This is a genomic window from Nocardioides sp. T2.26MG-1 (genome assembly GCF_950101795.1).
In the GTDB taxonomy this organism is placed as follows: Bacteria; Actinomycetota; Actinomycetes; order Propionibacteriales; family Nocardioidaceae; genus Nocardioides.
Map to the genome: position 1 here is coordinate 44,773 of NZ_CATNLZ010000023.1, position 21,054 is coordinate 65,826.

General features: G+C 74.3%; 15 protein-coding genes. 10 read left to right on the plus strand and 5 right to left on the minus strand.

Annotated elements, in window-relative coordinates:
- Positions 1-29: 29 nt before the first annotated feature.
- The 7 genes from QQZ14_RS13035 (at position 30) to QQZ14_RS13065 (ending at position 8,261) form a co-directional block, all read left to right on the plus strand.
- A complete protein-coding gene (locus QQZ14_RS13035; RefSeq protein ID WP_284534754.1) occupies positions 30-554 on the plus strand; it encodes an SPFH domain-containing protein in 525 nt (174 codons plus the stop codon).
- Positions 541-2,061, plus strand: a complete 1,521-nt coding sequence (locus tag QQZ14_RS13040; protein WP_284534755.1) for a potassium/proton antiporter — start codon at positions 541-543, stop codon at positions 2,059-2,061. The genes QQZ14_RS13035 and QQZ14_RS13040 overlap by 14 nt, the downstream gene beginning before the upstream one ends.
- A gap of 71 nt (positions 2,062-2,132) precedes the next feature.
- Positions 2,133-3,080 (plus strand): carbamate kinase, encoded by a 948-nt coding sequence (locus QQZ14_RS13045; RefSeq protein WP_284534756.1) that lies wholly within the window; start codon positions 2,133-2,135, stop codon positions 3,078-3,080.
- Between the two features lie 51 nt (positions 3,081-3,131).
- The gene (gene atzD / locus QQZ14_RS13050) at positions 3,132-4,235 is read left to right on the plus strand and encodes a cyanuric acid amidohydrolase (RefSeq protein ID WP_284534757.1); all 1,104 of its coding nucleotides are present in this window, start codon (positions 3,132-3,134) and stop codon (positions 4,233-4,235) included.
- A 278-nt stretch (positions 4,236-4,513) separates the two neighbouring features.
- Positions 4,514-6,832, plus strand: coding sequence for a formate C-acetyltransferase (pflB, locus tag QQZ14_RS13055; RefSeq protein WP_446740492.1), 2,319 nt, complete (start codon positions 4,514-4,516; stop codon positions 6,830-6,832).
- A complete protein-coding gene (gene pflA / locus QQZ14_RS13060) occupies positions 6,833-7,618 on the plus strand; it encodes a pyruvate formate-lyase-activating protein (protein ID WP_284534758.1) in 786 nt (261 codons plus the stop codon).
- Between the two features lie 28 nt (positions 7,619-7,646).
- Positions 7,647-8,261, plus strand: coding sequence for a class I SAM-dependent methyltransferase (locus QQZ14_RS13065; protein ID WP_284534759.1), 615 nt, complete (start codon positions 7,647-7,649; stop codon positions 8,259-8,261).
- Between the two features lie 105 nt (positions 8,262-8,366).
- Here the strand turns inward: QQZ14_RS13065 and QQZ14_RS13070 are convergent, their stop codons facing one another.
- The 3 genes from QQZ14_RS13070 to QQZ14_RS13080 form a co-directional block, all read right to left on the minus strand.
- Positions 8,367-9,953, minus strand: coding sequence for an alkaline phosphatase D family protein (locus QQZ14_RS13070; protein ID WP_284534760.1), 1,587 nt, complete (start codon positions 9,951-9,953; stop codon positions 8,367-8,369).
- Positions 9,954-10,080: 127 nt separating this feature from the next.
- Positions 10,081-11,238: a CaiB/BaiF CoA transferase family protein gene (locus tag QQZ14_RS13075; RefSeq protein ID WP_284534761.1), complete on the minus strand. Its 1,158-nt coding sequence runs from the start codon at positions 11,236-11,238 to the stop codon at positions 10,081-10,083.
- A 61-nt stretch (positions 11,239-11,299) separates the two neighbouring features.
- Positions 11,300-11,890: a DJ-1/PfpI family protein gene (locus QQZ14_RS13080; protein WP_284534762.1), complete on the minus strand. Its 591-nt coding sequence runs from the start codon at positions 11,888-11,890 to the stop codon at positions 11,300-11,302.
- Positions 11,891-11,936: 46 nt separating this feature from the next.
- Between QQZ14_RS13080 and QQZ14_RS13085 the strand changes: the two genes are divergently transcribed.
- Both QQZ14_RS13085 and QQZ14_RS13090 read left to right on the plus strand, forming a co-directional pair.
- Complete coding sequence (locus QQZ14_RS13085; protein WP_284534763.1) at positions 11,937-15,131, plus strand: ATP-dependent helicase; 3,195 nt, start codon at positions 11,937-11,939, stop codon at positions 15,129-15,131.
- Positions 15,128-18,337: an ATP-dependent DNA helicase gene (locus QQZ14_RS13090; protein ID WP_284534764.1), complete on the plus strand. Its 3,210-nt coding sequence runs from the start codon at positions 15,128-15,130 to the stop codon at positions 18,335-18,337. Before QQZ14_RS13085 ends, QQZ14_RS13090 begins: the two co-directional genes overlap by 4 nt.
- Here QQZ14_RS13090 and QQZ14_RS13095 read toward each other — a convergent pair.
- Positions 18,307-19,377, minus strand: coding sequence for an NAD(P)-binding domain-containing protein (locus tag QQZ14_RS13095; RefSeq protein WP_284534765.1), 1,071 nt, complete (start codon positions 19,375-19,377; stop codon positions 18,307-18,309). The two genes, QQZ14_RS13090 and QQZ14_RS13095, sit on opposite strands and share 31 nt — an antisense overlap.
- A gap of 28 nt (positions 19,378-19,405) precedes the next feature.
- Positions 19,406-20,122: a purine-nucleoside phosphorylase gene (gene deoD, locus QQZ14_RS13100; RefSeq protein ID WP_284534766.1), complete on the minus strand. Its 717-nt coding sequence runs from the start codon at positions 20,120-20,122 to the stop codon at positions 19,406-19,408.
- 31 nt (positions 20,123-20,153) lie between these two features.
- Between deoD and nudC the strand changes: the two genes are divergently transcribed.
- Positions 20,154-21,053, plus strand: a complete 900-nt coding sequence (nudC, locus tag QQZ14_RS13105) for an NAD(+) diphosphatase (RefSeq protein ID WP_284534767.1) — start codon at positions 20,154-20,156, stop codon at positions 21,051-21,053.
- Position 21,054 lies beyond the last annotated feature (1 nt).

The following is a 21,054-nucleotide window of genomic DNA, read 5'->3' on the forward strand; positions in this document are numbered from 1 at the left end:
TCCCGGCGCCGGCCCCGAAGACTCGAGGTATGACCGACACCGCTCTCCTCCTGGTCGTCGCCGGCGTCCTCCTGGCGGCCTGGGCGACCACGTGCCTGCGTCGGGTCCCGGCCGGTCAGTGGCTGGCGGCGACCCGGCGTGGAGTGGTCCGCCGCAGCCGCTCCTCGGGGCTCGCCTGGCGGCTGCCGTTCGTCGAGCGCTTCGAGCGCGACCTCGTGCACCCCCACGACCTGCCGGTGGCGGTGCGGGCCACGACCCGCGACGGCGTGCCGGTGCTGGTGCTCGCGGACGCGATCGTCTCGATCCCGAGGCCGGCGCCCGGCTCGCGGTACGCCGACCCGTGGCCCGCGGCCGAGCTCGCCGCGGAGGAGGCCATCGCGGGCGTCGTGACCGACTGGTCCGCGGCCGGCCTCACGCAGACCGCGACCGACGCCCAGCCGCCGCTCCGGCGCGCGGTCAAGTCGCGGGTCGACCCGCTGGGGGTCGAGGTCCACGACCTCGAGCTCGTCGAGATCGGGGTCCAGCTGCCCGACGCCGGCCGTGGACCCAGCTGACCTCAACCTGGTCCTGCTGGCCGGAGCGGGGCTGCTCCTGGTCGCGGTGGCCGCGGTCCGGGCATCGAGCAAGGCGGGCCTGCCCAGCCTGCTGCTGTACCTCGCGATCGGCCTGGTGGTCGGCGAGGCCGGCCTCGGGCTGGAGTTCGAGGACGCGCAGCTGACCCAGGTGCTCGGCACGATCGCGCTCGCCGTCATCCTCGCCGAGGGCGGCTTCAGCACCGACTGGCGCACGGTGCGCCCGGTGGCGCCGCTCGCGGCCGTGCTCGCCACCGTGGGCGTCGGCGTCTCCGTGGTGGTCACCTCGTCGCTGGTCTACCTGCTCCTCGACGTCGACCTGCGCACCGCCGTCCTGCTCGGCGCCGTCGCCTCGTCCACCGACGCCGCCGCGGTCTTCGGCGTGCTGCGGCGGCTCCCCGTGCGCCAGCGGCTGCGGGCCACGGTCGAGGCGGAGTCCGGCTTCAACGACCCGCCGGTGATCATCCTCGTCACCGTGGTCACCTCCTCGGCGTGGACCGACGCGGACGGCCTGGGCATCCTGGGCCGGATCGGCTACCAGCTGGCCGCCGGCCTGGTCATCGGGTACGTCGTGGCGCGCGCGGCCGGGTGGCTCCTGCGGCGCAGCGCCTTCCCCGAGTCCGGGCTCTACCCGATCGCGACGCTGGCCCTGGCGTTCGTGGCGTTCGCGGTCGCCGGCCTGGTGGGCGGCAGCGGGCTGATGGCGATCTACGTCGCGGGCCTCACCCTCGGCAACGCCCACCTGCCGCACCGGTCCGCCACCGCGAGCTTCGTCGAGGGGCTGGCCTGGGTCGCCCAGATCGGGCTGTTCATCATGCTCGGGCTGCTGGCGAGCCCGGGCCGGCTGCTGGACGCGCTGCCCTACGCCCTGGTCGTCGGCGCCGCGCTGACCCTCGTCGCCCGGCCGCTGTCGGTGGTGCTGTGCGCGACGCCGTTCCGGGTGCCCTGGCGCGACCAGGCGTTCATCTCCTGGGCCGGCCTGCGCGGCGCCGTACCCATCGTGCTCGCCACGATCCCGATGAGCACCGGCCTGCCGCACGCGGAGCGGATCTTCGACGTGGTCTTCCTGCTCGTGGTGCTCTTCACGCTGGTGCAGGGCCCGACGCTGCCCTGGGTGACCCGCCGGCTGGGCGCGGCGGTGGAGCACCAGCCGCGGCCGGTGGCGATCGAGTCCGCGCCCCTGGACACGCTCGACGCCACGCTGCTCCAGCTCACCGTCGGCCCCGGCTCGCGGCTGGCCGGCGTGGAGGTCTCCGAGCTCCGGCTGCCGCAGCCCGCGGCGGTCTCGCTGGTGCTGCGCGGCGACGAGATCTTCGCGCCGGGCCCGGACACCGTGCTGCGCATGGGCGACCACGTGCTCGTGGCCGTCGGGCGGGGCGGCCACGTCGAGGTCGAGCGCCGCCTGCACGCCGTGAGCGACCACGGACGGCTGGCGGACTGGTACTCCCGACTCCCGGCGACGACCTCCCGGAGCGTTGGCACAACCTGACAGCGGGCCCGGCGGTCGTTGGCCGCTGTTGCCAGTGCCCGGCCCTCGGGACACTCAGTAGGTTCGACGACATGAGGGTCCTGCTCGCGCTCGGCGGCAACGCCATGACGAACGCCGAGGGCCGGGCCCGGCCCGAGGACCAGATCGCGGCGGCGGACGTCGCGATGGACGCGGTCGCGGGGCTGCTGGAGCGCGACGTCGAGGTGGTGATCACCCACGGCAACGGGCCGCAGGTCGGCAACCTGCTGGTGAAGAACGAGATCGCCGCGGCCGTCGTGCCGCCCGTGCCCCTGGACTGGTGCGGCGCCCAGACCCAGGCGACGCTCGGGTTCATCCTGATGAACTCCCTCGAGGCCGCGCTCGCCCGCCGCGGCGTCGAGCGCCGTACGGCGACCGTGGTCACCCGCGCGCTGGTCGCCGCCAACGACGAGGGCTTCACCCGGCCGACCAAGCCGATCGGCCGGTTCCTGCCGGCCGCGGAGGCCGCGGTGCTCATCGAGCACGGCGAGACCTGGGAGGACCGCGGCGAGAAGGGCTGGCGCCGCGTGGTCGCCTCGCCCGAGCCCCTGCGGATCGTCGACGCGCCCGCCGTCCAGGCCCTGGTCGACGCCGGCTTCGTCGTGGTCGCCAACGGCGGCGGCGGGATCCCGGTGATCCAGGACCTCGACGGCACCCTGCACGGCGTCGAGGCCGTGATCGACAAGGACCTCGGCGCGGCGCTGCTGGCCCAGACCGTCGCCGCGGACGTGCTCGTGATCGGCACCGACGTACCCCACGCGGTGCTGCGGTACGGCGCCCCCGACGCCGAACCGCTCGGCACGGTGACGGTCTCGCAGCTGCGGGGCTTCGCCGCCGAGGGGCACTTCGCGAGCGGGTCGATGGGCCCCAAGGTCGACGCGGCCTGCCGGTTCGTCGAGCGCGGGGGAGCGCGCGCCGTCATCACCGACCTCGCCCACATCACCCAGGCCGTCACCGGCGACGGCGGGACCGTCGTCGTCCCCGACCCCACCGGTGGTTGAGGAGGTCGCGCAGCGACCGTCTCGAAACCACCGGAACCCGAAAGGACCCCCATGCCCGACGCCATCGAAGTACGCAAGGTCCCGATCCACTCGGTCGCCGACGCCAGCGAGCTCGCGAAGCTCATCGACGACGGCGTCATGCAGGCCGACCGCGTGATCGCGATCATCGGCAAGACCGAGGGCAACGGCGGGGTCAACGACTACACCCGGATCATCTCCGACCGCGCGTTCCGCGAGGTGCTGGTCGCCAAGGGCGCCCCGGCCGAGCAGGTGCGCCAGGTGCCGATCGTCTGGTCGGGCGGCACCGACGGGGTGATCAGCCCGCACGCGACGATCTTCGCGACCGTGCCGCCGTCCGAGGTGGTGCCGAGCGAGGAGCCCCGGCTGACGGTCGGCTTCGCGATGAGCGAGCCGCTGCTGCCCGAGGAGATCGGCCGCACGACGATGATCACCAAGGTCGCCGACGCGGTGAAGGTCGCGATGTCGCGCGCCGGGATCACCGATCCCGCCGACGTCCACTACGTGCAGACCAAGACCCCGCTGCTGACCATCCACACGATCCGCGACGCCAAGTCGCGCGGCAAGACCGTGTGGACCGAGCACACCCACGAGTCGATGGACCTCTCGAACGGCTGCACCGCGCTCGGCATCGCGGTCGCCCTCGGCGAGATCGACATGCCCACCGACGCGGACGTCATGCACGACCGCTCGCTGTTCTCCTCCGTCGCGTCGTGCTCCTCGGGCGTCGAGCTCGACCAGGCCCAGGTGGTCGTGGTCGGCAACGCGCCGGGTGTGGGCGGGCGCTACCGGATCGGCCACGCGGTGATGGCCGACGCCCTCGACCAGGACGGCATCTGGGACGCGATCCGCTCCGCCGGGCTCGACCTGCCCGAGCGGCCGCGCACCTCCGACCTCGACGGCCGGCTGGTCAACGTGTTCCTCAAGTGCGAGGCCTCCCAGGACGGCCAGGTCCGCGGCCGCCGCAATGCGATGCTCGACGACTCCGACGTGCACTGGCACCGGCAGATCAAGGCGGCCGTCGGCGGCGTGACCGCGGCCGTCACCGGCGACCCCGCGGTCTTCGTCTCGGTCTCCGCTGCCCACCAGGGACCCGACGGCGGCGGCCCGGTCGCCGCGATCGTCGACCTGGGCTGAGTGGCGACACGCCGGAGGGTTTCGGCTGTCAGCAGCCGAAACCCGCACGACACGCGGGGCGCCTCCGGCGTGTCGTGCGGGTTCTGGCTGCCAGCAGCCGAACCCCGCACGGCGCGTCGACGGGACCAAGGTCAGTTAGATGAGATGTCAACCACATCAGACTGAGGACAAAGGTCCTACGAATTCCCGGGTCCCGCGCGGGACGATGGAGCGGTAAAGACGGGAGGACGGGCGTCGGACCCGCCCCCCGTCCCTTCACGAAGGACTCCATCGAACCCGTGACGACCACCGCAGACCGCCCCGTCGCCAGCCCCGCCGATCTCGCCGATCTCGCTGTCGACTCCGCCAGCAGCCCGGACACGATCACCGACACCGGTCCCTGGCGCGGGTTCGTGCGCGGCGACTGGTGTGACGGCATCGCGGTGCGCGACTTCATCCGCGCCAACTACACGCCGTACGACGGGGACGCGGACTTCCTCGCCGGCCCGACGCCCCGCACCACCGGCATCTGGGCGACGCTGTCGGCGATGTTCCCGGTCGAGCGGGCCCGCGGCGTCTTCGATATCGACACCCACGTGCCCGGCTCGATCACCAGCCACGGCCCCGGCTACATCGACCGCGACCACGAGCTGATCGTCGGCCTGCAGACCGACGTCCCGCTCAAGCGCGCGATCATCCCCAACGGCGGCTGGAAGATGGTCAAGGACTCGCTGGCGGCGTACGGCTACGAGGTCGACCCGCACGTCGAGGAGATCTTCACCCGCTACCGCAAGACCCACAACGCGGGCGTGTTCGACGCCTACACCCCCGAGATCCGCGCGGCCCGCCGCTCGCACATCATCACCGGCCTGCCGGACGCCTACGGCCGCGGCCGGATCATCGGCGACTACCGCCGGGTCGCGCTGTACGGCGTCGACCGGCTCGCCGCCGGCAAGGTCGCCGACCTGCGGGCCCTCGACTCCCGGCCCTCCAGCGAGGAGGTCATCCGCTCCCGCGAGGAGATCGCCGAGCAGATCCGCGCCCTCGACGAGCTCAAGACGATGGCCGCGTCCTACGGCTTCGACATCTCCGGCCCCGCGAGCAACGCCCGCGAGGCGATCCAGTGGCTGTACTTCGGCTACCTCGGCGCGGTCAAGGACCAGAACGGCGCCGCGATGTCGCTGGGCCGCACCAGCACGTTCGTCGACGTGTTCATCGAGCGCGACCTGGCCGAGGGCGTGCTCACCGAGGAGCAGGCCCAGGAGCTCGTCGACGACTTCGTGATCAAGCTGCGGATCGTCCGGTTCCTGCGGACCCCGGCGTACGACGCGCTGTTCTCCGGCGACCCGATGTGGGTGACCGAGTCGATCGGCGGCATGGGCGAGGACGGCCGCACCCTGGTCACTCGCACCTCGTTCCGCTACCTGCAGACGCTCTACAACCTCGGCCCCGCCCCGGAGCCGAACCTCACCGTGCTCTGGTCCCCGGAGCTGCCCGACGGCTTCAAGCGCTTCTGCGCCCAGGTGTCGCTGGACACCAGCGCGATCCAGTACGAGTCCGACGAGCTGATGCGCCCGCGCTTCGGCGACGACACCGCGATCGCGTGCTGCGTCTCGCCGATGGCGGTCGGCAAGTCGATGCAGTTCTTCGGCGCCCGGGTCAACCTCGCCAAGACCGTGCTCTACGCGATCAACGGCGGCCGCGACGAGGTCTCCGGCGCCCAGGTCGGCCCCGAGAGCGCCGTGTACGACGGGGAGGTGCTCGACTACGACGAGGTCCGGTCGCGCCTCGACGCGATGATGGACTGGCTGGCCGGCACCTACGTCTCCGCGCTGAACGTCATCCACTTCATGCACGACAAGTACGCCTACGAGAAGCTCGAGATGGCGCTGCACGACTCCGAGGTGCACCGCACGATGGCGTGCGGCATCGCCGGGCTCTCGGTGGCGGCCGACTCGCTGTCCGCGATCAGGTACGCCGAGGTGCGCCCGGTCCGCGACGAGCGCGGTCTGGTCGTGGACTACGACACCACCGGCGAGTTCCCGACGTACGGCAACGACGACGACCGCGCCGACGCGATCGCGGTCGAGCTGGTCGAGTCGTTCATGGCCAAGGTGCGCCAGCACCCGACGTACCGCAACGCCGAGCACACCCAGTCGGTGCTGACGATCACGTCGAACGTCGTCTACGGCAAGGGCACCGGCAACACCCCCGACGGCCGCCGCGCCGGCGAGCCGTTCGCTCCGGGCGCCAACCCGATGAACGGCCGCGACCGGCACGGCATCGTGGCCTCCGCGCTGAGCGTCGCGAAGCTGCCGTTCGAGGCCGCGCAGGACGGGATCTCGCTGACCACCACGGTCACGCCGAGCGGCCTGGGCCGCACCCGGGACGAGCAGATCACCAACCTCGCCGGCGTCCTCGACGGCTACATGTCCTCCGAGGGCTTCCACATGAACGTCAACGTGCTCGACCGCGAGACGCTGCTCGACGCGATGGAGCACCCGGAGAACTACCCGCAGCTGACGATCCGGGTCTCGGGGTACGCCGTGAACTTCGTGCGCCTGACCCGCGAGCAGCAGCAGGACGTCATCAGCCGCACCTTCCACGAAGGCCTGTAGATGACCGTCGACCTGTGCGCCGCCACCCCCGAGGCGGAGCAGTCCGCCCCGGCGGGGAGCGTCACCGGGTCGGTGCACTCGTGGGACATCTCCACCGGCGTCGACGGACCGGGCACGAGGTTCGTGCTGTTCACCGCCGGCTGCCCGCTGGCGTGCGCCTACTGCCACAACCCCGACACGCAGGACATGCGCTACGGCACCCGGCGCTCGGCCGACGAGGTGCTGACCAGGATCGGCCGCTACCGCGGGTTCATCGCGGCCTCGGGCGGCGGCGTGACGGTGTCCGGCGGCGAGCCGCTGCTGCAGCCGGCGTTCACCTCCGCGGTGCTGCGCGGCGCCAAGGACCTCGGGCTGCACACCGCCCTGGACACGTCCGGTGCGCTGGGGGAGCGCGCGAGCGACGAGCTGCTGGACGCGACCGACCTGGTGCTGCTCGACGTCAAGGCGATCGACCCGGCGATCTACGAGAACCTCACCCGGTTCGGCCTCACGCCCACGCTGCGGTTCGCCGAGCGGCTCGCGACCCTCGGCAAGCGGGTGTGGATCCGCTACGTCCTCGTGCCCGGCTGGAACGACGAGCCCGAGCACCTCGAGCGGCATGCGGCGTACGTCGCGACCCTCGGCAACGTCGAGCGCGTCGACGTGCTCGGCTACCACCGGCTCGGCCGCGAGAAGTACGCCCAGCTCGGCATGGAGGACCGGCTCGCCGGTGTCGACGGCGCGACCCCGGCGCAGGTCCGCGCCGCGCGCGACGTGTTCACCGCGGCCGGGCTGCGGGCGCCGTGACCTCAGGTGCACCGGGGATGATGGAGCGGTGACCACCACCCCCGAGCCCGTCGGCTCCGTCTGGCCCGGCCTCACCGACCAGGACCACTCCCACGCGTACGTCGACCGGTTCCGCCAGATGGCCGCCCGCGGCCAGGACCTCCACGGCGAGGCCCGGCTCGTCGACGCCCTCGCGCCGCGGGGCGCGCGGCTGCTGGACGCCGGCTGCGGCCCCGGCCGGCACGGCGGCTACCTGGCCGCCGCCGGCCACGACGTCGTCGGGGTCGACGTCGACCCGATCCTGATCGACGCCGCCCGGGCCGACCACCCGGGGGCCACCTGGCTGGTCTCGGACCTGTCGCGGCTCGACCTCCCGGCCCTGGGGGAGCCCGAGCCCTTCGACGGCGCGATGGTCGTCGGCAACGTCATGGACTTCGTGACCCCGGAGGCCCAGCCGCGGGTCATCGAGCGTCTCGGCGCCCACCTGCGCCCCGACGGCTTCCTGGTCGTCGGCTGCCGGACCGTCCGCGGGTTCACCCCCGCGGACCTCGACGCGGCGCTCCCGGGCGCCGGGCTGGTCCTCGAGCAGCGGTTCGCGACGTATGACCTGCGGCCGTGGACCGACGACGCGACGTTCTGCGTGAGCGTGCTGCGGGCCCGCTGACCGGGCCGACCGACCGGCCGCTCCGCCCCGCCCGACGTCATCCCTTTCGAGGGCCCTCGGCATCGAAAGGGATGACGTCCCGCGGCAGCGCGGGCCGGCTCGCGATCAGGCGGGCTGGAGGCCGGGGTTGCGGTCCTCGACGACGAACGACGCCGCCGTGCGCACCGGCGCGCCGGGACGCCGGACGTAGGGGACGGTCTTGAAGTCGGCGTACAGGCGCTCGCGCTCGAAGCGGGCCAGGACGTAGCCGCGCCGGCCGCTGGCGAACCGGATGTGCGGGTTGACGGCACGCTCGGCCCGCATCTCCCCGGACCGGTCCTGGCCGTCGCCGCCGCTGGTGATCGAGGTCGTCACGAGCTCCACGCCCACCGGCCGCGTGGACGGCCGGTCGAAGTCGAGGCGCAGGTCGTTGGCGTAGTGGCGGTGCACGTCGCCGGTGAGCACGACCGGGTTGCGCACGCCGCGGTGCTCGAAGCCCTCGAGGATCCGGTGGCGGGACGCGGCGTACCCGTCCCAGCCGTCCATCCCGACCTGGAGCCCGGGCCGCCGCGAGCGGTCCCGCTGGGCGAAGAACACCTGCTGGGCCAGCACGTCCCACCGGGCGTCGGAGTCGCCGAGACCCTGCAGCAGCCACTGCTCCTGCCGGTCGCCGGTGATCGAGCGGCGCGGGTCCAGGCGGGCCCGGCGCGCCGACCGGCTGTGGCCGCGGCTGACCTGGTCGTCGCGGTACTGCCGGGTGTCGAGCAGGTGCACGGTCGCCAGGTCGCCCCACTGCAGCCGCCGGTAGATCCGCATCCGCGGCCCGTGCGGCAGCGACGTGCGCCGCAGCGGCATGTTCTCGTAGTAGGCCCGGAACGCCGAGGCCCGCCGCTGCCGGAACGACGGGTCGGAGCGACGCCGGTGCTCCTGGTGCAGCCCGGCCCAGTTGCCGTCGACCTCGTGGTCGTCGAACACCACGCTCCAGGGCGCCGCGGCGTGCGCGGCCTGCAGGTCGGGGTCGGTCTTGTACTGCGCGTGCCGCTGCCGGTACGCCGCGAGCGAGACCGTCTCGGGCCCGGCCACCGACCGCACGTTGTGGGGGTAGGCCACGTAGGCGTCGTTGCGCATCTCGTAGAGGTAGTCGCCCAGGTGCAGGACCAGGTCGGGCGTCTCCTCCGCCAGCCGCCGGTAGGCGGTGAAGTAGCCGTGCTCGTACTGCGCGCACGAGGCCGCCGCGACCGTCAGCGACGAGGGCGAGCTCGCGTACGCCGGGGCGGTACGGGTCCGGCCGACCCCGGAGAGGTGGCCCTCCGCGCGGAACCGGTAGAAGTACTCGCGCCCGGGCTGGAGCCCGTCGACCTCGACGTGCACCGCGTGCGCGAAGCGGGGCACGGCCCGCACCCGGCCGCCGCGCACGACCCGGGTCAGCCCGGGGTCCTCGGCCACCTGCCAGTCCACGAGCACCTCGCGCGAGGGCATCCCGCCGAGCCCGTCCCAGGCCAGCGGCTGGGGGGCCAGGCGGGTCCACAGCACGACCCCGTCCGGCTCGGGGTCGCCCGACGCGACGCCGAGCGTGAACGGGTCGCGCAGCCTGCGCCGGGCAGCCATCGGCATCTCGAGGAGGGGTGGGCGGGCGGCGGCCGCGAGGGCCGGGGTGGACATCACACCGAGGGAGGCGAGGGCGCCTCCGACGACCGTGCGGCGGCTGATCACGGCCCTCACCGTGTCGGCGCCGGACGGGCTCTCGACGGCGCCCAGGAAGACGTCCGACGAACGCCGACCGAAACGACGGCGCGGGCGTCAACCCGCCCGTCAGGCTGCGGTCACCTGACGTGCGGGCTCAGGACTCCAGCCACTCCCGGATCGCGGCGTCGTGCTGCCCCAGCGTCGGCGGGGCGAGGTGCTCGGACCGCCCGCCGGAGAACGGGTTGTCGTCGAAGCGGATCGGCGACCCCGGCAGCTTCAGCTCGCCCTGGGTGGGGTGGTCGACCGAGAGCAGCAGGCCCTGGGAGAGCGTCTGCTCCCAGGAGTAGACGTCGTCCATCGACCGCACCTTGCCCGACGGCACGCCGGCCTCGGCGAGCCGCGCCAGCCACTGCTCGGCCGGCCCGTCGGCGAACAGCGCCTCGATGCGGGCGATCAGCCCGTCCCGGTTGGCCACGCGCAGCGCGTTGGTCGCGTACGCCGGCTCCTCGGGGTCCCAGCCGAACGCCGCGCACAGCGCCCTCCAGAGGCTCTCCGAGCCGCACGCGATCTGCACCGGCGCGGTCGCGGTCGCGAACATGCCGTACGGCGCGATCGAGGGGTGGTGGTCGCCGGCCAGCCCGGGCACCTCCCGGGCGACCGTCCACCGGGTGCCCTGGAACGCGTGCACGCCCACCATCCCGGCGAGCAGCGAGGTCCGGACGACCCGGCCCCGCCCGGTGCGGGTGCGCTCGTGCAGGGCCGCCAGCACCCCGAAGGCGCCGTTCATGCCGGCCACCAGGTCCGCGATCGGGACGCCGACCTTGGTCGGCTGCGACGTACCCGTCACCGACATCAGCCCGCCCTCGCCCTGCGCGATCTGGTCGTAGCCGGCGCGCGTCGCCTCGGGCCCGTCGTGGCCGAACCCGGTGATGCTCAGCAGCACCAGCCCGGGGTTGAGCTCGTGCAGCCGCTCGGCCGAGAAGCCCAGCCGGTCCATGACGCCCACCCGGAAGTTCTCCATCAGCACGTCGGCGCGCTCGACCAGCCGCGCCAGCACCTGCTTGCCGTCCTCGGACTTCAGGTCGAGGACCAGCGACTCCTTGTTGCGGTTGGCGGAGAGGAAGTACGTCGACTCCCGCTCGTCGTCCGCGCCGACGAACGGCGGCCCCCAGCCCCGGGTGTCGTCGCCGGCCGGCGGCTCGATCTTGATCACCCGCGCCCCCATGTCGCCGAGCATCATCGCGGCGTGCGGGCCGGCGAGCGCGCGGGTCAGGTCGAGCACGACCAGGTCGGAGAGGGGTCCATCGGTCATGCGGCGACGCTACTGATGTGTGCGGGCGCGGCCTACGGCGACACCTGCCAACGCGGGTCGCCTAGCTCTGCCACATCCACTCCATCTCGGCCACCACCAGGTCGCGGGTGGCCTGGCCAGCGAGCAGCTGCACGGCGTGCAGCGAGACATCGACCCCGGCGGACACGCCCGCCGAGGTCAGGATCGTCTCCGCGCTGCGCACGAACCGCTGGCCGCGCACGACCTTCGTGGTCGGCGAGATCGCCGCGAGCTCGTCGTACGCGTCGTGGTGGGTGGTGGCGGCCCGCCGCTCCAGCAGGCCGGCCTGCCCGAGCAGCAGCGCGCCGGTGCACACCGAGAGCAGCAGCTCGACCTCCGCGGCCCGCTCGCGCAGCCAGGCGAGCAGCCGCTCGTCGTGCAGCAGCGGGCGGGTGCCGGCGCCGCCGGGCACCACGAGCAGGTCGGGCGGGGGAGCGTCGTCGAGGGAGTACGTCGGCAGCACGGTGAACCCGCCGCGTCCGACGGCCGGGGCGCCGGTCAGGCCGACCGAGAACACCGAGAACGGCCCGTCCTCGCCCAGCTCGCCGGCGACGTTGAACACCTCGTAGGGGCCCGCGAAGTCCAGCACCTCCATGTCGTCGAAGGCGAGGATGGCGACGGTGCGGGCGCTCACGCACGCCATTGTCCCGCCTGTCGGCGCGGGATGGTCGAATGGCCACATGACGACCACCGCGACGACGTACCGCCTCGTGCGGCCCGACGCCGCCGCGGCCGTGCCCGAGCTCGACGAGCACCAGCGCCGCGTCGTCGACCATCCCGGCGGGCCGCTGCTGGTGCTGGCCGGCCCCGGCACCGGCAAGACCACCACGCTGGTCGAGGCGATCGTCGACCGCATCGAGCGGCGCGGCGCGACGGCCGACCAGGTGCTGGCGCTGACGTTCTCGCGCAAGGCCGCCGAGCAGCTGCGCGACCGGGTGACGGCGCGCGTCGGCCGCACGATGGCCACGACGCTGAGCTCGACGTTCCACTCGTTCGCCTACGGGCTGGTCCGGCGCTACGCGCCCGCCGAGCTGTACGCCGCACCGCTGCGGCTGCTCTCGGCGCCCGAGCAGGACGTCGTGCTCCAAGAGCTGCTCACCGACAACCCCGAGTCGGTCCGCTGGCCCGACGCGCTCCGGGCGGCGGTCGGCACGCGCGGGTTCGCCCGTGAGGTGCACGCCGTGCTGGCCCGGGCGCGCGAGCGCGGGCTGGACCCCGACGACCTGGTCGCGCTCGGCCGGGCCGAGGGCGTCCCGGAGTTCGAGGCGGCCGGGCTGTTCCTCGCGCAGTACCTCGACGTCCTCGGCGACCAGGCGGCGATCGACTACCCCGACCTGATCGCCCGCGGCGTCATCGAGGCGCAGCGCCACCGCGACGAGCTGCGCGCGCAGTTCCGCCACTTCTTCGTCGACGAATACCAGGACACCGACCCGAGCCAGGTGGCGCTGCTGCGGGCCCTGGCGGGCGACGGCCGCGACCTGACCGTCGTCGGCGACCCCGACCAGTCGATCTATGGCTTCCGCGGCGCCGACGTGCGCGGCATCCTCGACTTCCCGGCCGAGTTCCGCACCCGCGAGGGCGAGCCGGCACCGGTCGTCGCCCTCGGCACGACCCGACGGTTCGGGTCCCGGCTGCTGCGCGCCTCGCGCACCGTCGCCGCCTCGATCGGCGTCAGCGGGGCGATCCCGCACGGGGCCTGGGACGCGTTCCGCAACCCGGAGGCGGCGGCCCACGACCTCGGCCCCGGGTCGGTCGAGGTGCTCACGTTCGACACCGCGCGCGCCGAGACCGAGCACGTCGCCGACCTGCTGCGCCGCGCCCACCTCGAGGACGGGCTGCGCTGGTCCGAGATGGCGGTGCTGGTCCGCTCCGGCCGGGGCAGCATCCCCGCGCTGCGCCGGTCGCTGACCGCCGCCGGCGTCCCGGTCGAGGTGGCCAGCGACGAGACGCCGCTGGTCCGCGAGCCCGCGGTGCTGCCGCTGCTCGGGGCGCTCGCCGCCGTCGTCGACGCCGACGTCGAGGACCCCGCCCACGACGACCACGTCGGCCCCGACCGGGCCGAGGCGCTGCTGACCTCCCCGCTCGGCGGCCTCGACGCGACGGACGTCCGCGCCCTCACCCGCGCGCTGCGCGCCCGTGACCCCGAGGCCGCGCCGCGGACGCTCGTACGCCGAGCGGTGCTCGACCCCACCGCGCTCGACGGCGTCGATGGCGAGCCCGCCCGCCGCGCCCGCCGCCTCGCCGCGCTGCTCGACCGGGCGCGCCGGCAGGCGGCCGACGGTGGCACCGCCGAGGAGGTGCTCTGGACGCTCTGGGACGGCTCCGACTGGGGCCGCCGGCTCCGCCAGTCCACCCAGGGCGGCGGCCACGGCGCCCGGCTGGCCCACCGCGACCTCGACGCGATCTGCGCGCTGTTCGAGGTCGCCGCGCGCACCGAGGAGCAGCGCGGCCACACCAGCATCGGCGCGTTCCTCGACACGCTGCGCGCCCAGGAGATCCCGGCGGACACCCTGGCCGACCGTGGGGTCCGCGGCGACGCCGTCCGGCTCCTCACCGCCCACCGCTCCAAGGGCCTGGAGTGGCGGCTGGTCGTGGTCGCCCACGTCCAGGAGGGCGCCTGGCCCGACCTGCGGCGCCGCGACTCGCTGCTCGGGGCCGACCGGATCGGCCGCGACGGGCTGCTGCCGCCGCTGACCCGCGGCGCGATGCTCGCCGAGGAGCGGCGGCTCTTCTATGTCGCCGCGACCCGGGCGCGCCAGCGGCTCGTCGTCACGGCCGTGCAGTCGCCCGAGGACGACGGCGAGCAGCCGTCGCGGTTCCTCACCGAGCTCGGCCGCCCGGCCGAGCACCGGGTGGGCCGGCCGCGCCGGCCGCTGTCGATGGACGGCCTGGTCGCCGAGCTGCGCCGCACCCTCGCCGACCCCGACCAGCCCGAGCCGCTGCGCCGTGCCGCCGCCCGCCGGCTGCGGCTGCTGGCCGACACCGACCTCGACGGCCGCCCGCTCGCGCCGTCGGCCGACCCCGCGACCTGGTGGGGGCTGCGCGCGCCGACCCGGTCCGAGCGCCCGGTCCGGCCCGAGGGCGAGCCGCTCACGATCTCCGCGAGCGTGCTCGAGGGGCTGCTCACCTGCCCGGCGCAGTGGTTCCTCCAGCGCGAGGCGGGCGGCGAGGTGGTCAGCTCGGCCAGCCAGGGGTTCGGCAAGGTCGTGCACGCGATCGCCGAGCGGGTCGCGTCCGGGGAGCTCGACGCCGGCGACCCGATGCCCGAGCTGATGGCGCTGGTCGACGACGTCTGGGGGCGTATGGAGTTCCGCACGCCCTGGTCGTCGGCGCGCGAGCGCGCGGCGGTCGAGGCGGCGCTCCTCCGGTTCCTCCTGTGGCACCGCCGCCCCGGCGCCCGCACCGTCGTCGCCACCGAGCCGCGGCTGCACGCCGAGGTGACGCTGCCCGACGGCCAGATGGTCCGGCTGCACGGCTACGCCGACCGGCTCGAGCTCGACGAGGACGGGCGCGTGGTGGTCGTCGACCTCAAGACCGGCAAGTACGCCCCGACCGGGCCCGAGGTCGAGCGGCACTCCCAGCTCGGGCTCTACCAGCTGGCCGTCGACCACGGCGCGGCCGACGAGCTGGTCGGGCAGCCGGTGGTCTCCGGCGGTGCCGAGCTCGTGCAGCTGCGGCTCGGCGACGAGCTCCCCAAGGTCCAGCACCAGGCCCCCGCGTCCGGCGACGGCCCGCGGCTGGTCGAGGAGCAGCTCGCTCAGGCGGCCGCCGCCCTGCGCGCCGAGGAGTTCGCGGCCCGCCCGGGCGCCCACTGCGAGCGGTGCACGTTCTGGGCGGTCTGCCCCGCCAAGGCCTCCGGGACGGTGCTTTCATGAGGACCATCGACACCCCCGAGCAGCTGCGCGAGGTGCTGGGCGCCGACTTCACGTTCAGCGCCCAGCAGTTCGCGGCGATCACCGCGCCGCTGGAGCCCGCGGTCGTCATCGCCGGCGCCGGCTCCGGCAAGACCACGGTGATGGCCGCCCGCGTCGTGTGGCTGGTCGGCACCGGCCGGGTGCGGCCCGACCAGGTGCTCGGCCTGACGTTCACCACCAAGGCGACCGCCGAGCTCCAGCAGCGGATCCGCGAGAGCCTGCGCAACGCCGGGCTGCTGCCCGACCGCAGCCGGCCGCTGACCGGCCCCGGGGACGAGGACGACGAGGTCGAGGAGCCGACGGTCGCGACGTACCACTCCTACGCCTCGGGCCTGCTCAGCGAGCACGGCCTGCGGATCGGCCACGAGCCCGACACCCGGCTGATCGCCGACGCCAGCCGCTACCAGCTCGCCGCCCGGGCCGTGCAGCGCTACACCGCGCCGGTGGACAAGCTCAGCGACTCCCCGCGCCACGTCATCCAGTACCTCTTGTCCCTCGACGCCGAGCTGAGCGAGCACCTGGTGCTGCCCGAGGAGGTGCGCGCGTACGACGCCGCCGAGCGACCGCGCTTCGAGGCCGGCATGGCCACCGAGCACCGCAAGACCTACCGCGAGCGCAACGAGAAGGCGATCCTCGCGATCGACCGGCGGGCCGAGCTGCTCGGCCTGGTCGAGGCCTACCGGCGGCTCAAGTCCCACCTCGGGCTGATGGACTTCTCCGACCAGATCGCGCTCGCCGCCCGGCTCGCGCAGGACTGCCCCGAGGTCGGCGCGGCCGAGCGGGACAAGTACCGCATCGTGCTGCTCGACGAGTACCAGGACACCTCGGTCGCCCAGGCGCTGATGCTCAGCCGGCTCTTCGGCGCCGGCCACCCGGTCACCGCGGTCGGCGACCCCAACCAGGCCATCTACGGCTGGCGCGGCGCGTCGGTCTCCAACATCCTCGAGTTCGCCCAGGACTTCCCGGCGGCCTCCGGCACCACCCGCACCTACCCGCTCACGGTCAACCGGCGCTCCGACGAGCGGATCCTCGCCACCGCCAACCACCTGGCCGCGCAGCTGTACGCCGAGCGGCCGGACCTGCTGCCGCTCGAGCCCAAGCCGGACGCCGAGCCGGGCGAGGTGCGCGCGATCGTGCACGAGACCGACGTCGACGAGCTGGCCTGGCTGGCCGACCGGGTGGTCGAGACCCATGCCGCGATCGCGTCCCGCACCGACAAGCCGGCGTGGAGGGAGATCGGCGTCCTCACCCGCGACAACGCCCACGCCGCGGCGGTCTTCGACGCCCTCAGCGCGCGGGAGATCCCGGTCGAGATCGTCGGCCTCAAGGGCCTGCTGCGGCTGCCCGAGGTCTCCGAGGTGGTCGCCACGCTGACGCTGGTCCAGGACGTGACGGCCAACGCCGCGCTGCTGACCCTGCTGGCCGGGCCGCGCTGGGCGATCGGGCTCCGCGACCTCACGCTGCTCGGCCGCCGGGCCCGCGAGCTGGCCGGGGCCACCGGTCGCGGCGCGGCGTTCGCCGACCTCGAGGCGCAGCTGCGAGCGGCGGTCGAGGGCGCCGACCCGACCGAGATCCCGTCGCTGTGCGACGCCCTCGAGGACCCGGGCGACCTCGGCTACTCCGCCGAGGCGCTGGGGCGGTTCCGGATGCTGGCCGACGAGCTGCGCCGGCTGCGCACCGCGATCGGCGAGCCGATCCTCGACCTGGTCCGCCGCATCGTCGACGTCACCGGCATCGACGTCGAGCTCGCCTCGTCGGTCAGCCCGGCCGCGGCGGCCCGACGCGACAACCTCGACCTGTTCGTGCAGGCGGTCGCGGAGTTCCAGGCCGTCGACGGGCAGGTCACGCTGGCCGCGCTGCTGGCCTGGCTGGAGGCCGAGGACGAGTTCGGCCAGGGCCTCGACGTGGCCACGCCGTCCGAGGCCGACTCGGTCAAGCTGCTCACCGTGCACCGCGCCAAGGGCCTGGAGTGGGACGCGGTGTTCCTGGTCGGCGTGACCGAGCAGAAGTTCCCGACCAACCGCGGCCGGTCCAGCTGGCTGACCGTCCCCTACGCGATGCCGGTGGCGCTGCGCGGCGACGCGCGCGACCTCCCGCAGCTGGCCGGCCACACCCCCGAGGACATCGCCGCGCGGGCCAAGGCGGCCAAGGAGCACGAGGCGCTGGAGGAGCTCCGGCTCGGGTACGTCGCCTGGACCCGCGCCCGGCACCAGCTGTTCGTCTCCGGCTGGCGGTGGACGGCCTCGCGCAAGGGCGGGCTGGGCCCCTCGGCGTACCTCCTGCGCACCCGCGAGGCGATGGCGACGTGGGGCGGCCAGCCCGACGCGTGGCTCGAGCCCGTGATGAAGGGCGAGCCGCACCCGTTCGCCGACGCGTCCCCCGACCTGCCCTGGCCGATCTCCCACCAGACCGCGGAGGTCGGGCGTCGCCGCGAGGCGGCGGCGCGGGTGCGCGACGCCGACCCGGCGGTGCCCGATGCGGTCGAGGACATGCTGCTGCTGGACCGGATCCAGCAGTGGGACGACGAGATCCGGCGGCTGCTCGAGGAGGCGCGGCGCGAGCGCTCGCCGGACGTGGCCGTGCCGCTGCCCTCCAGCCTGTCCGCGACGTCGCTGGCCCGGCTGCGCGACGACCCCGAGGAGTTCGCCCGCGACCTGGCCCGGCCGATGCCGCGGCCGCCGTCGTCCGCCGCGCGATTCGGCACCCGCTTCCACGCCTGGGTCGAGGCGCGGTGCGGGCAGCAGCTGCTGCTCGACCCCGACGACCTGCCCGGCCGCGCGGACGCCGAGGTCGACGACGACGCCGACCTGCGCGAGCTGGTGAAGCGGTTCGAGGACGGCCCGTTCGGCGACCGGGTGCCGATCGCGATCGAACCGTCATTCGCGCTGGTGCTCGGCCACCCGGGCGGCGGCCAGGTCGTCCGCGGCCGGATCGACGCGGTCTACGCCGAGCCGGACGGCTCCCACCTGCTCGTCGACTGGAAGACCAACCGCGCGGCGACCGCCGACCCGCTCCAGCTGGCGATCTACCGGGTCGCCTGGGCCGAGCTGCACGGCCTGCCGCTCGAGCGGGTGCGCGCCGGGTTCTACTACGTCCGCACCGGCGAGCTCGTCGAGCCCGAGGGGCTCGCGGACCGTCAGGCGCTCGAGGCGATGCTCTCGCTCTGAGCCTCGCGGTCCAGCCAGGCGGCGACGCCGCGGGCGGCGACGCGGCCGGCCCGGTTGGCGCCGATCGTGCTCGCCGACGGGCCGTAGCCGACCAGCTGCACCCGCCGGTCGGCGACCGCGGTGGTGCCGTCGAGCCGGATGCCGCCGTACTCGGAGCGCAGCGCCAGCGGCGCCAGGTGGCCGACGGCCGGCCGGAACCCGGTCGCCCACAGGATCGCCTGCGCGGACTCGAGGGTCCCGTCGGGCATCCGCACCCCGTCGGGCTCGACCGCCACGAACATCGGGTGCCGGACGTACGCGCCGAGCCGTTCGGCCGCGCGCTCCTGCTCGCGCAGCACCAGCCCGGTGACGCTCACCACGCTGGCCGGCGCCAGGCCGCGGCGGACCCGCTCCTCGACCAGCGCCACCGCCTGGCGGCCGTGGTCGGGGGTGAAGTCGTCGGTGCGCCAGACCGGCTCGCGTCGGGTCACCCAGAACGTGTCCGTGACCGGGGCCAGCTCGCCGAGCAGCTGGACGGCGGACGCCCCGCCGCCCACGACCACCACCCGGCGGCCGCGGAAGTGCTCGGCGCCCGGATAGGCGACCGGGTGCAGCTGCTCGCCGCGGAACGTCTCCATCCCGGGGTAGCGCGGCACGAACGGGTGCGACCAGGTGCCGGTCGCGTTGACCAGGGTCCGGGTCGTCCAGGTGCGGTCGCCGGCCCGGACGACGAGCAGGTCGCCGGCGCTGGTCACCTCGTCGACCCTGATGGGCCGGAGCACGGGCAGGCCGTGCTCCCGCTCGTAGCGGTCGAAGTACGCCGGCACCACGACGTTCGCCCGGCCCGCCTCGTCGGCCGGCGGCTCGGAGTCGGGCAGCGCCGCGACCCCGTGCACGTCGCGCATGCTCAGCGAGTCCCAGCGGTGCTGCCACGCGCCGCCCGGCGCGCCGTCGGCGTCGAGCACGACGTGGCTCAGCCCGCGCCGCCGCAGGTGGTACGACGCGGAGAGCCCGGCCTGGCCCGCGCCGATCACCACCGAGTCCAACACCGCGTCGCCCATGCCCGGTGCAACACCGGTGCGCGGGCGATTAGTCCGTCGCGGTGCCCGCGGCGAGCGCGATCTCGACCATGGTGCCGAAGGTCTGCTCGCGCTCCTGCGACGTGGTCTCCTCGCCGGTGAGGATGTGGTCGCTGACCGTGCAGATGGTCAGCGCGCGCCGCCCGTGCTTGGCGGCGAGCGTGTACAGCGCGCTGGCCTCCATCTCGATCGCGAGCAGGCCGTAGTCGGCCATCCGGGCGACCAGCTCGGGGCGGGCGGCGTAGAACGAGTCGCTGCTGAAGATCAGCCCCACGTGCACGGCCTCGGCGAGGTCCTTCGCGGCCGCGGCGTCGTGCGCGGCGCGGAGCAGCCCGAAGTCGGCGACCGGGGCGTAGTCGAGCCCCTCGAACCGGATCCGGTTCATCGAGGAGTCGGTGCACGCGCCGGAGGCGATCACGATGTCGCGGACCGCGAGCCTCTCGGCCAGCGCGCCGCACGAGCCGACCCGGATGACCGACTGCACGTCGTACTCGGCGAACAGCTCGTTGACGTAGATCGACATCGACGGCTGGCCCATCCCCGAGCCCTGGACCGAGACCCGGTGGCCCTGCCAGGTGCCGGTGAAGCCGTACATGCCGCGCACCTCGGTGTAGCAGCGCGCGTCCTCGAGGAACGTCTCCGCGATCCACCGCGCTCGCAGCGGGTCGCCGGGCATGAGGACGAGGGGAGCGATGTCGCCGGGCTGGGCGCCGATGTGGGTACTCACGTGGCAGAAGCCTAGGACTAGCCTCGCGCAGGTGACGTATCCGCACGAGCGGCTCTCGGCCAACCCCCACGACCGGACCGCGCTGCACCGCGGCGACGACGCGTGGCTCGAGGAGAGGTGGGCGGACCCGCGGTCTCGGGTGCTGGTCGTCTCCGGCACCCGGATCCGTCCGCGCGACGGGCAGATCGCGTGGGTCTCGCCCGCCGACGCCCCCGATGGGTTGCGGGTGCTGCTGGGCGAGCAGGACGGCCGGGCGTGGTTCGCGGTGATCGTCGATGCGGAGCTCTCCCAGGCGGGCGAGCCGGGGGAGTGGACGCCGCTGCGCGGAGTGCTCCCGTACCTCGCCGACGACGCGGGCCTGGTCCTGCACGCGCTCGGCCTGGCCGAGTGGCTGTTCGTCACCCGGTTCTGCCCCCGCTGCGGCGAGCCGCTCTCGGCCCGGTCCGCGGGGCACGAGCTGGTCTGCCCGAACGGGCACACGCAGTTCCCGCGCACCGACCCGGCCGTGATCATGGTCGTCACCATCGGCGAGCCCGGCGCCGAGGACGAGCGCTGCCTGCTCGGCCGGCAGGCGGTCTGGCCGGCCGGGCGCTACTCGACCCTGGCCGGGTTCTGCGAGCCGGGAGAGACCCTCGAGGACGCCGTACGCCGGGAGGTGCTCGAGGAGGTCGGGATCGTCGTCGGCGAGGTGGAGTACTTCGGCAACCAGCCGTGGCCGCTGCCCGCGAGCCTGATGATCGGCTTCATCGGGCGCGCGCTGACCACCGAGATCCAGGTCGACGAGCGCGAGATCGAGGACGCCCGGTGGTTCACGCGTGCGGAGATGAGGGAGCTCTCCGAGGCGGGCACGATCGCGCTCCCCAGCGGGGTCTCGATCAGCCGGTCACTCGTCGAGCACTGGTACGGCGGCCCACTCCCGGGTCACTGGTAGC

What these genes read in the sequence shown, in the direction of transcription:
- QQZ14_RS13045 (WP_284534756.1), top strand. Translation starts at nt 2,133, where the DNA reads ATGAGGGTCCTGCTCGCGCTCGGCGGCAACGCCATGACGAACGCCGAG.
- QQZ14_RS13095 (WP_284534765.1), bottom strand. Translation starts at nt 19,377, where the DNA reads ATGGGCGACGCGGTGTTGGACTCGGTGGTGATCGGCGCGGGCCAGGCC.
- QQZ14_RS13035 (WP_284534754.1), top strand. Translation starts at nt 30, where the DNA reads ATGACCGACACCGCTCTCCTCCTGGTCGTCGCCGGCGTCCTCCTGGCG.
- atzD (WP_284534757.1), top strand. Translation starts at nt 3,132, where the DNA reads ATGCCCGACGCCATCGAAGTACGCAAGGTCCCGATCCACTCGGTCGCC.
- pflA (WP_284534758.1), top strand. Translation starts at nt 6,833, where the DNA reads ATGACCGTCGACCTGTGCGCCGCCACCCCCGAGGCGGAGCAGTCCGCC.
- QQZ14_RS13085 (WP_284534763.1), top strand. Translation starts at nt 11,937, where the DNA reads ATGACGACCACCGCGACGACGTACCGCCTCGTGCGGCCCGACGCCGCC.
- QQZ14_RS13075 (WP_284534761.1), bottom strand. Translation starts at nt 11,238, where the DNA reads ATGACCGATGGACCCCTCTCCGACCTGGTCGTGCTCGACCTGACCCGC.
- QQZ14_RS13090 (WP_284534764.1), top strand. Translation starts at nt 15,128, where the DNA reads ATGAGGACCATCGACACCCCCGAGCAGCTGCGCGAGGTGCTGGGCGCC.